The organism is Streptomyces sp. DSM 40868, assembly GCF_011820545.1.
GTDB lineage: Bacteria > Actinomycetota > Actinomycetes > Streptomycetales > Streptomycetaceae > Streptomyces > Streptomyces eurythermus.
Map to the genome: position 1 here is coordinate 5,247,309 of NZ_CP050504.1, position 14,549 is coordinate 5,261,857.

Consider the following 14,549-nt stretch of genomic DNA (forward strand, 5'->3'; position numbering starts at 1 on the left):
AACCTCCAGTGTCGGGGGGTGAACTCACGGGTTGGTCTCGGACGAGCGTCGGCGGGCGAGAACGAGGCTTGTCAGCGTCGTGATCGCCATGGCGCCGATGCCGGCCAGCGCCGCGGTGGTGTAGGCGCTGTCGTCGGGGAAGAGGCGGCCGGGGCCGGTGCCCGCGGCGAGGATCAGGCCGCCGATGGCGCTGCCCAGGGAGTACCCGACGCTGCGGACGACGTAGTTGAAGCTCATGGCGCTCGACGTCTCGCTCCTGGGGGTGACGGCCAGGATGACGCCGGGCATCGCGGCCGAGAAGCCGCCGACGCCGAAGCCGAGCACGCCCATCGCCGTGAACAGTTCGGCCAGGTCCGACCGGGCCGCCGCGAACAGGGCGAACCCGCCGCCGACCACGACGGCGCTGCCCGCCAGGAGCAGGGGGCCGGGGATCCGCGTCCGGAGCCGCGGCGTGAGCTTGCCGGCGACGAACCCCAGCACCGAGAACGGGACGAGGACCAGCCCGGCGACGAAGGTCGTCAGCCCGAAGCCGTAGCCGGCGCCGTGCGGCGTCTGCGCGTACCGGGTGATGAGCGTCAGCAGGAGGTACATGCCGATCCCGCCGACGAACATGGCGAGGTTCGCCCCGGCGACCGCCGGGTGCCGCACCGCCCGGACACCGACCAGGGGCGTCTTGCCGCGCAGCTCGATGACGGTCCAGACGCAGAGCAGCACCACCGCGACGACGGCGAGGCCCGCCGCCACGGCGAAGTGCCGGATCCACAGGCTCCGTTCGCCGGCGAGGAGCAGCACCAGGAGCAGGGCGGCGGCCAGGACGACCGCGCCGGCCACGTCCACGTGGGCGGAGCGGCCTTCGGGGGCTTCGGGCACGGAGCGCCACGCGGTCAGGAGGGCGGCGGCGGTGACGGCCAGGCCGAGGCCGTAGGCGGCCCGTACCCCGCCGAACTCGGCGAGCAGCGCGGCCAGCGGGTAGCCGACGCCGGCCCCGATGACCGAGACCACCGAGAGCAGGGCGATCACGGCCGCGCCGCGTTCCTCGGGGAGGTGGTCCCGGGCCACGCCCATCATCAGTGCCGTCAGCCCGAGTCCGACGCCCTGGGCCGCCCGGCCGGCCAGCAGCCACGCGAAGGGCAGCGGCAGCACGGTGAGCGCGCTGCCGGCGACGACGACCACCAGCGTGGCGAGGATCGCGGCCCGCCGGTGCGGACCGGCTCCGAGCCGGCCGAGGACCGGCGTGGCGACGGCGCCGCTGAGCAGTGCGACGGTCAGCGTCCACTGCGCGCTGCCGAGCGAGACGTGGAACGACGTCGCCACGCTGGTGATGAGCGGCGTGCCGAGGCTGCCGACCGCGGCCACGACCAGGGCGATGAACATCAGGGCGGGGACCAGCGGCCGTGCCTCGGAACGCGCCACCGGTAACGCCTTCGCCGCGCCCTCGCCGGGCGGCTGCCCGGTCACCGCTTCGGCCCTTCGCGGTCCTGGCTCTCGAGCTCTGCCAGATGCTCCAGCGCCGGAAGGGCCGCCACCAGCGCCTCGACCTCGTCGCCGGTGAGCTTGCCGATCAACCGCTCGAACGCCTGGACGCCCGCTTGGCGCCGCGCCCGGACATAGGAGGCGCCGGCCTCGGTCAGGCACACCAGCTTGACCCGCTTGTCGGACGCGTCGTCCCGCCGTTCGACCAGGCCGGACTCCTCCAGCACCCGGACCAGGGCGGTCATCGCGGGCTGGGTGACGCCCTCGACCACGGCCAGATCGGTGACGCGCCGCGGGCCGGTCCGTTCCAGGGTGGCCAGGGTGGCGGCGGACGTCAGGCTCATGTCCCGGGGCAGGCGTCTCGCGGCCCTGGTGGCCAGGCCGTAGAGGGCCGCCCCGATGGCGGCGGACGCGCCAGGAGCGGTGTCTTGACGACTCATGGCCGAAGCATAGCGCTTTTATATTTATAGCTTATGTAAATCTTCGTCACCCAGGCGCCGTCTGGGTCGGCACGACCCGACAGAATGAGCACGATGCAGACGAAATCCGGACTCCGGCCCAGGCACGCCGGGTGGTACGCGGGAGCCCTCCTGCTGGTCCTGGCACTTCTGGGGCTCGTCCTCTACGGCACCGGGGTCATCGGCTCGGGAGGCGACGACGACTCCGTGGACCGGGCGTGCGACGGCTCGCTGGCACAGGGCGGGCTCAGCGCGGCGCTGCACTCGTCGCGGCTGAGCGCGGAGGACCTGGACGACGGCGACTACCTGGCCTCCTGCCGCGTCCGCACCGAGGCATCCGGGGCGGAGCGCGGTGCGCTGGAAGTGAAGCTGCGCTGGAGCACCTCGAAAGCCCCCGCGTCGACCCTCGTCTGGTACAACGCGAACTACAACGGCGTCCGGGACCGGGCGGCGCCCCTGGGGCACGGCTGGCCGGGCGTCCTCCGCCACGAGAGCGGCACCTACCAGGTCATGGTCGCGCTCGACTGCGTGAACCAGCGGAACAAGGCCCTGGTCGCCTACGGTGACCTGCTCGGGGCGGCGAACAGTACGACCCTGACCGGTCTCGGGCAGGTGACCACCGAGACCGCCCGCGAGGCCGCGGAGAAGCACGGCTGCCAGGTCGAAGCCGGCCAGCGGATCACCGGCCTGTCCCCGGGCCTCCTGGGCCGGTCCGGCGCGGCCGAGCCGCTGCTGCGGCAGGCCGACGGCTCGTGCGCGGCGCTGCGCGACACGGAGGCGGCACGCAACGGCACCCCGGACGTCCTGGAGTACCCGGCGGACCCCGACACGCCGCAGGTCAACTGCTACCTGGTCACGAAGGCCGGAAAGCCGGGCTACGGCCTGTACGCCTACTACGGCGCGTCGGCCAAGGACTTCCTGGCCAGTGAGGAAGCGGCACTGAAGGCGGCGACCGGGCCCTACGGCGAGCACGACTACACCTGGGCCACCTCGACGTGCCGGTCGGCCCAGCCCGCCGTGTTCGCGCTGTACCGCCTCTACGACGAGGACACCGGCGGCTACCCGGTCCCGCACTACTCCGACTCCTTCGCCCGCTCGGCCCTGACGGCCTTCGCCGCCCACGAGGCGAAGCAGCGCGGCTGCGGCAGCGTGCGGACGGCCGCCCAGCCCTGACCCCGCGGGGCGTCGTGCGGTCAGAACACCGGTAGTGCCGTGAGCGTGCCGCCGTCCACCAGGAACACGCGGTTGGCGTCGGCCGTCAGCCAGTAGTCGTCGGGGTTCTTGATGACGCGGAAACTCCAGGTCGTCTTGTTCAGCATGGAGTCGGGGTCCCTGGAGAGGCTGCCGCCGTCCGGTCCGTCGGCCACGTTGAGGACGTTGACCGCGCCCTCCTTCGTGTTGACGGCGACCGACCAGAAGCCGTGGCCCTGGACCACCAGCGGGCTGTACGGGTCGCACAGCTGCTGGAGGTCGTAGGGCCAGCCGCTCTGCTTGCCGTCCTTCATGTCGAAACGGAGCGGCGCCCCGAGCGCCGCCGCGAAGACGTAGGGGCCGTGGACCGCCGCGGGGCCCCAGAACACCTTGGTGCCGTCCGCCCGTCTCAGGTCGGGGCGCCACAGCTGCTTGCCGTCGGTGATGCGACGGGCGGTGAAGTACGGGCTGCCGCTCACGAAGAGGGTCCCGCCCGACGCCGTGATCGCCGGTCTGTCGTCGTCCTGGTCGCGCAGCAGCCACCGCTGCCGGCCGGTGCGCGTGTCGACGGCGAGCACGTGCCCCGCCTCCGTCGCGACGGCCAGGACGCCCCGGGCCGCGACGCCCCGCGCCGTGCCCGCCGCACCGAGGTCCGTACCGGGCTTCGCGGTCCAGCGGATCCGCGCGTCGGAGCGGCCCACCGCGCGAAGCCGGCCGTCCCGGGTGACGACGTACACCGCCTCCGCGTCGGCCGCGAGGACACTGGCGGCCTCGGCGGGCGCCGTCCACTTGGGGGCGCCGGTGGACGCGACGAAGGTCCGCAGCGTGCCCTCGCCGTCCACGGCGGCTATCAGGCGGTCGGAGAGCGAGACGAAACGGCCTTTCGCCCTCGCTTCGGGGGCGGACCAGCGGGGTTTGCCGTCCACCACGCCGTGCGCCGTGATGCCGCCCTTGGGATCGCCGACGACCAGGACGTCCCGTACGGGCAGCGGGGCAGGGGAGCCGGAGCCGATGGCGGAGGGGCGGCTCCACAGCGGGGCGGGTGCCTGACCGAGGACGTAATCCCCCTTTTCCGCCGACAGCAGGCGTGCCTTCGGTGTCGCGGCGGCGGGCGGGATGTCGAAGGGGTCCTCGCCGCTGCCGCGCAGGAACCACCACGTCGCCGCACCCCCGCCGGCGAGGGCGACCGGGCCGCCGACCGCGAGGGCCGTCAGCACGCGGCGCCGCGAGGCCCCGCGCGGGGTGACGCCCGTTCCCGGCAGGGTGGTCAGCTCGTGCAGGGCGCGTTCCCGGCGCCGTACCTCCTCGGCCAGCGCGCCGGAGCGCCACACGCGGTCGGCGCCGGGCGGCGGGGCGAAGGCATGCGCGATCGCCTCCGGGGCGGGCCGGTGCGCGGGATCCTTGGCCAGGCACGGGCCGATGAGCGGCTGGAGGACGGGCGGGACCCCGTCCATGCGCGGTGCGCCGTGGACGACCTCGTACTGCACCGCGGCGACGTGCGAGCCGGTGAACGCCCGTCGCCCGCTCGCCGCGTACACCAGCAGGGCACCAAGCGAGAAGACGTCGGCGGCCGGGCCCACACGCTGCCCCAGAGCCTGTTCCGGCGCCCCGTACCCGGGGGTGACCGGCACCTGCCCGGTGGTGGTGAGGGTCAGGCCGTGCTCGGGGCGGGCTATGCCGAAGTCGATGACGCGCGGGCCCCCCGAGGTGAGCACCACGTTGGCCGGCTTCAGATCGCGGTGCACCAGACCGGCGGCGTGGATGTCCCGCAGCGTGAGCGCGAGTGCCGCCGCGAGCGCGCGCACCCCGTTCTCGTCCAGCGGGCCGTACGCGCGGATCACGTCTTCGAGGTCCGGGCCGCTGAGGAACTCGGTCGCGATCCACGGGCGCCCGCCCTCGGTCTGTGCGTCCAGGACCCTGGCCACTCCCGGGCTGCCGACCGCCTGGGCCATCCGGGCCTCGCGCACGAAGCGCTGACCGAGGTGCGGATCGTCCGCCAGATGGCGGTGCAGGACCTTCACCGCGGCCGACCGCCCGTCACTGTCCTGTCCCACGTACACCTTGCCCATGCCGCCCTCGCCGAGCACGCCGAGGACGCGGTACGGGCCCAGGCGGAGCGGGTCTCCGGTACCCAGTGGCTTCATCTTTCCCGACCTTGCATCTCAGAGGAGCGGATAACCGGCGGCATAGCCCTCGCCCAGGGCGATCAGGCGCCTGGAGGCGGGGTGGGCGAAGTAGCGGGCCGTCGCGGGGGCGTCCACAGGACGGGACGTGGCACCGTCGGCCAGGGCGACCGCCCTCAGCCGCGAGGACGCCCTGCGGTACACATGCGTGACGCCGACGACGGGCGGCTCCGCGAGGTCGGCGGTGGTCGCACCGCCGCCCTTCTCCGCCCAGCGGGATTCGCCGCCGCCCGCGTCGAGCGCGACGACGCCGCGGCCCGGCTCCACCGCGTACACCACCCCGTCGTGGACGGCGGGCGGGCTGTAGGCGGTGCCCTTGCCGCGCCGCCAGACGACCTTCCCGTCGTCCAGGCCGAGCGCGAGCAGCCCGTCCGCCGCCGGGTACACGTGCCGGTCGTCCACGGCCGGACGGGTCCGGCCGGAGGACGGCGACGCGCTGTCGAGGGGACGGTCCCACAGCAGGCGCCCGGTGCCGGTGTCCCGTACGACGAGCCGGGTGGCGCCGTCGGCCGACTGCTGGACGAGCACCAGGCGTTCCCCCGACACCTGGGCCGACAGGAAGTGCAGCCGCGTGCTGCCGTCGGGGCGCGCCGGAAGCGGGACCTCCCACCGCTTCCGGCGGGCGTGGACGTCCAGGGCGACCAGGTGCCAGGACTGGCCCGCGCGAAAGGTGTCGTTGCGCGACGAGTCGATGGGCCGCGAACTACGGCCGCCGACCACGTAGACGGCGTTGCCCGAGGCGCACAGCAACTGGGTGCCGTGGAGACCGCCGTGGAAGTCCTTCAGCTCCAGATACGGATCCCCGACCCGGCCGTCGGCCAGGCCGACCGGGCACAGGGACAGCGGATCGGCCTTGTCCAAGGTGTAGTCCAGCGTGTGGATCCGCGCGCCGTCGGTGACCGTGCGATGCCCGAAGTACACCTCGGGGTCGGCCCACAGCGTCTTTCCCGTCCGCGGGTCCACCCCCTTGAGATCGGTTCCGCCCACGACCACCAGGCGGTCGAGCAGCAGCGGGAACGGCGGCACGGGCGGATCGGTGAAATCGGCCGACACCTGCCAGAGCAGACCCCACGCCGGCTTTGCCGAGACGGTCGGCGGAGCCGGCCGCGCCGGTTCGGATCCGCCGCGCCGCCCGAACCAGACCCAGGTGCCCGCGCCCGCCGCGGCGACACCGAGGGCCGCACCCCCGCCGACGGACAACAGCCGGCGGCGGGACATCCCGGCCCGGGTGCCGACGGACGCGTCGCCGCGGTCTTCCCCGGCTTCCCCGGCCGGGGGCGGCAACCGGTGCGGCGTGACCCGCCAGACGTCGGCGGCCCGCCGGGCGATGTCCGCGAGGACGGGCTCCGGCAGGCAGTCCGCGAAGTCCTGTTCCCCGCCGCCCAGCAGGGCACACAGCCGGTCGGTCGTGGGCCGTTGCCGCGGGTCCTTGGCGAAGCACGGAAGCAGTACGGGGAGGAGGCCGGCCGGCACCCCGGTCAGGTCCGGTTCCGCGTACCGCACGCGGTACAGCAGGTCCGCCGCCTGTCCGGTACCGAACGGCCCCCGGCCCGTGGCGGCGTGGACCAGTACCCCGGCCAGGGCGAACACGTCACCGGCCGGGGTGTGCTCCTCGCCCGCCGCCTGCTCGGGCGACATGAAGGCGGGGGTGCCCGCCGCGGATCCGGCCCGGGTGAGGCGGTCGTCGCCGAGGGCCCGCGCGATCCCGAAGTCGATGACCTTGGGACCGTCGGCCGTCACCATGATGTTGGACGGCTTCAGGTCCCGGTGGACCACCTCCGAGTCGTGCAGCCGGGCGAGCGCGGCGCACAGGCGGGCGCCGACGGCCCGGACCGTTCGCTCCGGCAGGGGACCGTTCAGCCGGACGGCTTCGTCGAGGGGCGGCCCGATCAGGTACTCGGTGGCCAGCCAGGGCGTCTCGTGGGCGAGGTCGGCGTCGAACACCCGGGCCCCGTACTCGCCGCCGATGACCCGGGCCGCGTCCGTCTCCAGCCGGAACCGGGTCCGCAGCACGGGATCCGCGGCGGAGCGGGCGTGCATCGTCTTCAAGGCGACGGTCCGCCCGGAGTCCGAGCGGGCCAGGTAGACCGTGCCCATGCCGCCGCTGCCGAGGCGGGCCGTCAAGTGGTAGGAGCCGAGCCGGGCGGGATCGTGGTGGGTGAGAGGGGTGAACATCAGGGCTGTCCCGCCTTCCGGGCGTGCGCGGGCGGAAGGGCCACGAGGACGTCCGCCGACTGACGGGCGAGGGCCGCGACGATCCTGCCCGGGAGGGGGAAGCGGCGGACGTCGACCACTGTGGGGACGGGGGCCGGCGGCTGTGTCGTGCCGGGCGCCGCCAGCAGGGCCGCGAGACCGGCTGCCGACGGCCGGTGAGCGGCGTCACGGGACAGGCAGGCGGTGACCAGGTCCCGCAGCGACTCCGGAAGCTCCTCCCGCTCCGGCACGGTGTGCCCGGTGCTCGCGTAGGCGAGCACGGCGCCGAGGCCGTACACGTCACCGAGCGGCCGGGGCCGGCCGCCCTGCGCCTGCTCCGGTGCCAGGCACCCCGGGTCGAGCGCGGGGCTGCCCAGCCGCCGCTCACCGTCCGGCGCCACGGCGCGCACGGCGCCGAAACAGGCCAGCGACGGACCGTCCACGCCGAGCAGTACGGCCGCCGGGGACACACCCGCGTGGGTCACGCTCTGCGCGTGGGCCGACGCCAGCGCCCCGGCGAGGGTCGCCCCGAGCGCCCGTACGACGGGTTCCGGCAGGGGACCGCCATGGGCGGCCAGCACCGCGGGCAGGGGGAGTACAGGGGTGTAGGGGGTGACGTACCAGGGCGGGACAGCCGTCCCGGTCACCTCGGTCACGGGTGCGAAGCCCGGCACGGACAGCCGTCGGGCGGCCTCGGCCTCGGCGGCCCAGCGGGCGGGATCGATGCCGGGATGCGGCAGGTGGACCAGGACCGTGCGCCGTCCGTCCGCACTCCGGGCGATGTACCGGCGCTCGGGTGCCCGCCGCCGTTCCTGCTCCTCGTCCAGCCCGCCCAGCACCGCGTACGGTCCGATCAGCGGCGGGTCGTCCTGACGCAGCCGCTCCATGCGCGCGTTCCCCCCGATTGCCGGCACAGGCCGATGATCTTACCGGCCGTGTCGGAAGCACCCCGGGCGACGGCCTTCGCCGCGCGCGAGGCGGAGCAGGATGATCACATGAGCCTTCTCGACCGCTTCACCGGCACCAAATATCCCGACCCCGCCATCCCGCCCCGCCCCACCTCGGAGATCCGCGCCGCCCTGCTCGCCGTCGGCGGGCCGGACGTGCCGTACGTCGTGCGGGAAGGGGCCGGCGGCGGTGCCGATCTGGTGGCGGAGTGGCGTATCCGGGAGCCCGCCTGGCACGGCTTCTTCGCGCGGGCCAAGGTGAGCCGGTCCCTGGAGACCCGGATGCGGCTGGTCCCGGAGAAGCGGGAGGTGCGCGCGCTCGACCGGGAGTGGGAGGTCACCTGGGTCGGCGACAGGCCCAGGCTGGTCCTGTCGGCGGAGTACTCCCGGGGGCAGGTCAGGTCCGTGTCCCGGAGCTGGACGGTCGATCGGGGGCCCGACGGGAAGATCCGGTTCACGGAGGACTACCGCTTCGACACCGCCGAGATGAAGACGCCCTTGCAGGAGGCGGTTCTCGGTGCCGGGTGGACCTGGCGCGGGGCGCTGTTCAGGCTCTGAACCGTCGTTCGCGGACCCAGGTGCGCAGGAGCGCCAGCGCGTAGGCGACCCGGACGTCCAGGCGCCGGGGGTCGTGGCGGTAGGTCCTGCTCAGGCCCCGGTAGTCCAGGACCGTGCCGGTGCCGGGGGCGCGCCAGCGGGTGCGGGCGGGGCGGCCGAAGGTGAAGTCGTCCGGGCTGCCGTCGAAGAAGGAGTACACCGTCGCACAGAGCACCCACAGCAGCCAGGCCGGGGCGGTGACCACGTAGAGCAGCCAGGCGTACCAGGTGCCCGCCTTGCCCGTGATCCGCTGGGACGGGTAGACGACCTGCGCGGTCCAGCGGGTCCGGCGGGGCCAGGGGAGCAGGCGGCCGGGGCGGCGGGTGACGCGGGCCAGGGGAGTGCCGTCGGACGCGTGGAGGTCGTAGGTGTCCGGGCCCGCGGGGGTGACCGAGCAGAGCGGGCGGTCGTCGGGGGCGGAGTGGATCCAGAACGGTTGTCCGGGCGTACGGGAGGCGTGGACCCGGGCCAGCGGTGCGTTCCCGGAGCGGTGGGAGACCGTCGAGACCAGCTCCGCGTCGGAAGCGGGCAGCGGTACCGGGTTGTCCGCCGAGATCCGGAAGGCGTACGGGGTGGTGTCGTGCACCACGTCATCTTCGGCGCCGGTGATCTCGTACCGGAAGCCGCGGTGCGCCGCACCGGCACTCCGGTTTGACCTACGTCACCTTCGGGGTAATCTCTTCGGCCCGATTGGCACAGCGCCTGCCCCGTATGGCAGACTGTCGGAGTTGCTCGGTCGAGTGTTGATGCTGCGCGCCTCCCGCCGGGAGGACCGGAAGCGAGTCCCACAGTACTCGTCGTCCTAACTGCCCTCGGGCAGCGCTGGGGCGGACGTACGGGAATCTTCCGGGAAGTGTGAGCGCGATACCGGCCAGGCGCCCGGTGGGCCCGAGGTCCCCGGTCCGCGGTTCCGGAAGGGCCGTGTCAATCCCGCAGGGATGTTCGGACAAGGGACATTCATGTCAGCGGGAGCGCGACACGCCCGACCGCGTGGGTCGGAGGAGCAAAGGTCACCCAGAAGCAACACCGGGTTCCAGAGCGTTAGAGAGACAGGACTACTGAGTAGCCATGGCGGGACAGAAGATCCGCATCCGGCTCAAGGCCTACGACCACGAGGTCATCGACTCTTCGGCGAAGAAGATCGTCGAGACGGTGACTCGCACTGGTGCGTCGGTCGCGGGCCCGGTGCCGCTGCCCACTGAGAAGAACGTGTACTGCGTCATCAAGTCGCCGCACAAGTACAAGGACTCGCGCGAGCACTTCGAGATGCGCACGCACAAGCGCCTGATCGACATCCTCGACCCGACCCCCAAGACCGTTGACTCTCTGATGCGACTCGACCTGCCGGCCGGTGTCGACATCGAGATCAAGCTCTGAGGCTGGTGGGCTGAGAATGGCTAAGCAGATCAAGGGCATCCTGGGCGAGAAGCTCGGCATGACGCAGGTGTGGGACGAGAACAACCGTGTTGTTCCGGTCACCGTCGTCAAGGCCGGCCCCAACGTCGTGACCCAGGTTCGTACCAACGACGTCGACGGCTACGAGTCGGTCCAGATCGCCTTCGGCGAGATCGACCCGCGCAAGGTGAACAAGCCCCTCAAGGGTCACTTCGCCAAGGCCGACGTCACCCCCCGTCGCCACCTCGTCGAGATCCGCACCGCGGACGCCTCCGAGTACACGCTGGGCCAGGAGATCACCGCTGCGGTGTTCGAGGCCGGCGTGAAGGTCGACGTCACCGGCAAGAGCAAGGGCAAGGGCTTCGCCGGTGTCATGAAGCGTCACAACTTCGGTGGCCTCGGCGCCGGTCACGGCACCCAGCGCAAGCACCGCTCGCCCGGTTCCATCGGTGGCTGCGCCACCCCGGGCCGTGTGTTCAAGGGCCTCCGCATGGCGGGTCGCATGGGCAACGAGCGGGTCACCACCCAGAACCTGACCGTCCACGCCGTTGACGCGGAGAAGGGTCTGCTGCTCATCAAGGGCGCGGTTCCCGGTCCGAACGGCGGCCTCGTCCTGGTCCGCACCGCGGCCAAGGGGGCCTGAGGTAACCGATGAGCACTGTTGACATCCTTTCGCCGGCGGGCGAGAAGGCCGGTTCCGTCGAGCTCCCCGCGGAGATCTTCGACGCCAAGGTCAGCGTCCCGCTGATCCACCAGGTCGTCGTCGCGCAGCTGGCCGCTGCCCGCCAGGGCACGCACAAGACCAAGACCCGCGGTGAAGTCCGTGGTGGCGGCAAGAAGCCGTACCGCCAGAAGGGCACCGGCCGCGCCCGTCAGGGCTCGACCCGCGCGCCGCAGTTCGCCGGTGGTGGCGTCGTGCACGGTCCCGTGCCGCGTGACTACTCGCAGCGGACCCCGAAGAAGATGAAGGCCGCCGCCCTGCGCGGTGCCCTCACCGACCGGGCGCGTCACAACCGCATCCACGTCGTCTCCGGCGTGGTCGAGGGCCAGGTCTCCACGAAGGCCGCGAAGAGCCTGTTCGGCAAGATCTCGGAGCGCAAGAACCTGCTCCTGGTCGCCGAGCGCTCCGACGAGGCCGCGTGGCTGTCCGCCCGCAACCTGCCCCAGGTCCACATCCTGGAGCCGGGCCAGCTGAACACGTACGACGTTCTCGTCTCGGACGACGTGGTCTTCACCCAGGCCGCTTTCGAGTCCTTCGTCGCCGGCCCGAAGGCCAACGACACCGAAGGGAGCGAGGTCTGATGGCCATCCGTCACCCCGCTATCGCCTCGAAGGCCGCCAAGGCCGCCAAGGCCGCGCGCGTCGCCAAGGCGCGTCGCCACGCCACCGAGGGCAAGAACACCGTCGAGACCCCGCTGAGCAAGTCGTACACGGACCCCCGTGACGTCCTGCTGAAGCCGGTCGTCTCCGAGAAGAGCTACGCGCTCCTCGACGAGAACAAGTACACGTTCATCGTCGACCCGAACGCCAACAAGACCCAGATCAAGCAGGCCGTCCAGGCGGTCTTCGACGTCAAGGTCACCGGGGTCAACACGATCAACCGCGCCGGCAAGCGCAAGCGGACCCGCACCGGGTTCGGCCAGCGTGCCGCCACCAAGCGCGCGATCGTGACCCTCGCCGAGGGCGACCGTATCGACATCTTCGGCGGTCCGACCGCCTAAGGGCGGTCCGGATCGTCCGATATCGGACGAGGACTGAGAAATGGGAATCCGCAAGTACAAGCCGACTACGCCGGGCCGTCGTGGCGCCAGCGTTGCCGACTTCGTCGAGGTCACGCGGTCCACGCCGGAGAAGTCGCTGGTTCGCCCGCTGCACAGCAAGGGCGGCCGTAACAACGCCGGTCGTGTGACCGTTCGCCACCAGGGTGGCGGACACAAGCGCGCCTACCGCGTGATCGACTTCCGTCGTCACGACAAGGACGGCGTGCCGGCGAAGGTCGCGCACATCGAGTACGACCCCAACCGCACCGCGCGCATCGCGCTGCTGCACTACGCCGACGGCGAGAAGCGCTACATCCTCGCCCCGCGCAACCTGCAGCAGGGCGACACCGTGGAGAACGGTCCCGGGGCCGACATCAAGCCGGGCAACAACCTGGCCCTCCGCAACATCCCGGTCGGTACCACGATCCACGCGATCGAGCTCCGTCCCGGTGGCGGTGCCAAGTTCGCCCGCTCCGCCGGTGCCTCCGTGCAGCTGCTCGCGAAGGAGGGCGCCTACGCCCACCTGCGCATGCCGTCCGGTGAGATCCGTCTGGTCGACGTGCGCTGCCGCGCCACCGTCGGCGAGGTCGGCAACGCCGAGCAGAGCAACATCAACTGGGGCAAGGCGGGCCGCAAGCGGTGGCTGGGCGTTCGCCCGACCGTCCGTGGTGTGGTCATGAACCCGGTTGACCACCCGCACGGTGGTGGTGAGGGCCGGACCTCCGGTGGTCGCCACCCCGTGTCCCCGTGGGGCAAGAAGGAAGGCCGTACTCGTTCGCCCAAGAAGGCGTCGAACAAGTACATCGTCCGCCGCCGCAAGACGAACAAGAAGCGCTAAGGACGGGTTGAGATGCCTCGTAGCTTGAAGAAGGGGCCCTTCGTCGACGACCACCTGATCAAGAAGGTGGACGCCCAGAACGAAGCGGGCACCAAGAACGTCATCAAGACCTGGTCCCGTCGCTCGATGATCGTCCCGGCCATGCTCGGCCACACGATCGCGGTGCACAACGGCAAGACCCACATCCCGGTGTTCGTCACCGAGTCGATGGTCGGCCACAAGCTCGGCGAGTTCTCGCCGACGCGCACCTTCCGGGGCCACGTCAAGGAAGACCGGAAGTCGAAGCGCCGCTAGTAGCGGATCGCATTCAGACACGTAAGTAACTGAAGGGACAACCATGGAAGCCAGGGCCCAGGCGCGGTACATCCGCGTCACGCCCATGAAGGCCCGCCGCGTGGTGGACCTCATCCGTGGCATGGACGCCACGGAGGCCCAGGCCGTCCTGCGATTCGCTCCGCAGGCCGCCTCGGTGCCGGTGGGCAAGGTGCTGGACAGCGCCATCGCCAACGCCGCGCACAACTACGACCACACCGATGTCGACAGCCTCTTCGTTTCCGAGGCCTACGTCGACGAGGGCCCGACCCTGAAGCGGTTCCGGCCGCGCGCCCAGGGCCGTGCCTACCGGATCCGCAAGCGGACCAGCCACATCACCGTGGTCGTCAGCAGCAAGGAAGGAACCCGGTAATGGGCCAGAAGGTAAACCCGCACGGGTTCCGGCTCGGTGTCACGACCGACTTCAAGTCGCGTTGGTACGCCGACAAGCTGTACAAGGACTACGTCAAGGAAGACGTCGCCATCCGTCGGATGATGACGTCCGGCATGGAGCGCGCCGGCATCTCCAAGGTCGAGATCGAGCGCACCCGTGACCGCGTCCGCGTGGACATCCACACCGCTCGCCCGGGCATCGTCATCGGCCGCCGCGGCGCCGAGGCCGACCGCATCCGCGGTGACCTGGAGAAGCTGACCGGCAAGCAGGTCCAGCTCAACATCCTCGAGGTCAAGAACCCGGAGACGGACGCTCAGCTGGTGGCCCAGGCCGTCGCCGAGCAGCTGTCCTCCCGCGTCTCCTTCCGTCGGGCCATGCGCAAGAGCATGCAGTCCGCCATGAAGGCCGGCGCCAAGGGCATCAAGATCCAGTGCGGTGGCCGCCTCGGCGGCGCCGAGATGTCCCGCTCGGAGTTCTACCGCGAGGGCCGTGTGCCCCTGCACACGCTCCGCGCGAACGTGGACTACGGCTTCTTCGAGGCCAAGACGACCTTCGGCCGCATCGGCGTGAAGGTCTGGATCTACAAGGGCGACGTCAAGAACATCGCCGAGGTCCGCGCCGAGAACGCTGCCGCCCGTGCGGGTAACCGCCCGGCCCGCGGTGGCGCCGACCGCCCGGCCCGTGGTGGCCGCGGTGGCGAGCGGCGCGGTCGCAAGCCGCAGCAGGCTGCTGGTGCCGAGGCCCCCAAGGCCGAGGCCCCCGCGGCTGCCGCTCCGGCTGAGAGCACCGGAACGGAGGCCTGACCGAA

16 protein-coding genes are annotated in these 14,549 nt (G+C 72.0%); 10 read left to right on the forward strand and 6 right to left on the reverse strand.

The window, feature by feature from the left end:
• Positions 1–24: 24 nt before the first annotated feature.
• Together HB370_RS24015 and HB370_RS24020 are read right to left on the reverse strand one after the other, a co-directional pair.
• Positions 25–1,458: an MFS transporter gene (locus HB370_RS24015; RefSeq protein ID WP_030778492.1), complete on the reverse strand. Its 1,434-nt coding sequence runs from the start codon at positions 1,456–1,458 to the stop codon at positions 25–27.
• The gene (locus HB370_RS24020; RefSeq protein WP_244405623.1) at positions 1,455–1,913 is read right to left on the reverse strand and encodes a MarR family transcriptional regulator; all 459 of its coding nucleotides are present in this window, start codon (positions 1,911–1,913) and stop codon (positions 1,455–1,457) included. Before HB370_RS24020 ends, HB370_RS24015 begins: the two co-directional genes overlap by 4 nt.
• 93 nt (positions 1,914–2,006) lie before the next feature.
• On the opposite strand from HB370_RS24020, the gene HB370_RS24025 reads away from it, so the two are divergent.
• The gene (locus HB370_RS24025) at positions 2,007–3,104 is read left to right on the forward strand and encodes a hypothetical protein (protein WP_030778494.1); all 1,098 of its coding nucleotides are present in this window, start codon (positions 2,007–2,009) and stop codon (positions 3,102–3,104) included.
• A gap of 20 nt (positions 3,105–3,124) precedes the next feature.
• Here HB370_RS24025 and HB370_RS24030 read toward each other — a convergent pair whose 3' ends face one another.
• Genes HB370_RS24030 through HB370_RS24040 form a run of 3 tightly spaced genes read right to left on the reverse strand, consistent with a single transcriptional unit; the run spans position 3,125 to position 8,385 of the window.
• A complete protein-coding gene (locus HB370_RS24030; RefSeq protein ID WP_030778496.1) occupies positions 3,125–5,266 on the reverse strand; it encodes a serine/threonine-protein kinase in 2,142 nt (713 codons plus the stop codon).
• Between the two features lie 18 nt (positions 5,267–5,284).
• The gene (locus HB370_RS24035) at positions 5,285–7,480 is read right to left on the reverse strand and encodes a serine/threonine-protein kinase (protein ID WP_030778503.1); all 2,196 of its coding nucleotides are present in this window, start codon (positions 7,478–7,480) and stop codon (positions 5,285–5,287) included.
• Entirely contained in the window at positions 7,480–8,385 is a 906-nt protein-coding gene (locus tag HB370_RS24040) for a serine/threonine protein kinase (RefSeq protein WP_030778505.1), read from the reverse strand. The genes HB370_RS24035 and HB370_RS24040 overlap by 1 nt, the downstream gene beginning before the upstream one ends.
• A gap of 108 nt (positions 8,386–8,493) precedes the next feature.
• On the opposite strand from HB370_RS24040, the gene HB370_RS24045 reads away from it, so the two are divergent.
• Positions 8,494–9,003, forward strand: coding sequence for a hypothetical protein (locus tag HB370_RS24045; RefSeq protein ID WP_030778507.1), 510 nt, complete (start codon positions 8,494–8,496; stop codon positions 9,001–9,003).
• Here the strand turns inward: HB370_RS24045 and HB370_RS24050 are convergent.
• Positions 8,993–9,628, reverse strand: a complete 636-nt coding sequence (locus HB370_RS24050; RefSeq protein WP_030778509.1) for a hypothetical protein — start codon at positions 9,626–9,628, stop codon at positions 8,993–8,995. The two genes, HB370_RS24045 and HB370_RS24050, sit on opposite strands and share 11 nt — an antisense overlap.
• A gap of 482 nt (positions 9,629–10,110) precedes the next feature.
• Between HB370_RS24050 and rpsJ the strand changes: the two genes are divergently transcribed.
• Genes rpsJ through rpsC form a run of 8 tightly spaced genes read left to right on the forward strand, consistent with a single transcriptional unit; the run spans position 10,111 to position 14,544 of the window.
• Positions 10,111–10,419, forward strand: coding sequence for a 30S ribosomal protein S10 (rpsJ, locus tag HB370_RS24055; RefSeq protein WP_003948644.1), 309 nt, complete (start codon positions 10,111–10,113; stop codon positions 10,417–10,419).
• A gap of 16 nt (positions 10,420–10,435) precedes the next feature.
• The gene (gene rplC / locus HB370_RS24060; RefSeq protein ID WP_030601213.1) at positions 10,436–11,080 is read left to right on the forward strand and encodes a 50S ribosomal protein L3; all 645 of its coding nucleotides are present in this window, start codon (positions 10,436–10,438) and stop codon (positions 11,078–11,080) included.
• A gap of 8 nt (positions 11,081–11,088) precedes the next feature.
• On the forward strand, positions 11,089–11,739 hold the full coding sequence (gene rplD / locus HB370_RS24065; RefSeq protein ID WP_030778511.1) for a 50S ribosomal protein L4: 651 nt from the start codon (positions 11,089–11,091) through the stop codon (positions 11,737–11,739).
• On the forward strand, positions 11,739–12,158 hold the full coding sequence (gene rplW, locus HB370_RS24070) for a 50S ribosomal protein L23 (RefSeq protein ID WP_030778513.1): 420 nt from the start codon (positions 11,739–11,741) through the stop codon (positions 12,156–12,158). The genes rplD and rplW overlap by 1 nt, the downstream gene beginning before the upstream one ends.
• Before the next feature lie 40 nt (positions 12,159–12,198).
• Positions 12,199–13,035, forward strand: coding sequence for a 50S ribosomal protein L2 (gene rplB / locus HB370_RS24075; protein ID WP_030601203.1), 837 nt, complete (start codon positions 12,199–12,201; stop codon positions 13,033–13,035).
• A 12-nt stretch (positions 13,036–13,047) separates the two neighbouring features.
• The gene (gene rpsS, locus HB370_RS24080) at positions 13,048–13,329 is read left to right on the forward strand and encodes a 30S ribosomal protein S19 (protein ID WP_004984529.1); all 282 of its coding nucleotides are present in this window, start codon (positions 13,048–13,050) and stop codon (positions 13,327–13,329) included.
• Between the two features lie 43 nt (positions 13,330–13,372).
• Positions 13,373–13,720, forward strand: coding sequence for a 50S ribosomal protein L22 (gene rplV / locus HB370_RS24085; RefSeq protein WP_030778516.1), 348 nt, complete (start codon positions 13,373–13,375; stop codon positions 13,718–13,720).
• A complete protein-coding gene (gene rpsC / locus HB370_RS24090) occupies positions 13,720–14,544 on the forward strand; it encodes a 30S ribosomal protein S3 (protein ID WP_010036723.1) in 825 nt (274 codons plus the stop codon). Before rplV ends, rpsC begins: the two co-directional genes overlap by 1 nt.
• The last annotated feature ends 5 nt before the right edge of the window (positions 14,545–14,549 follow it).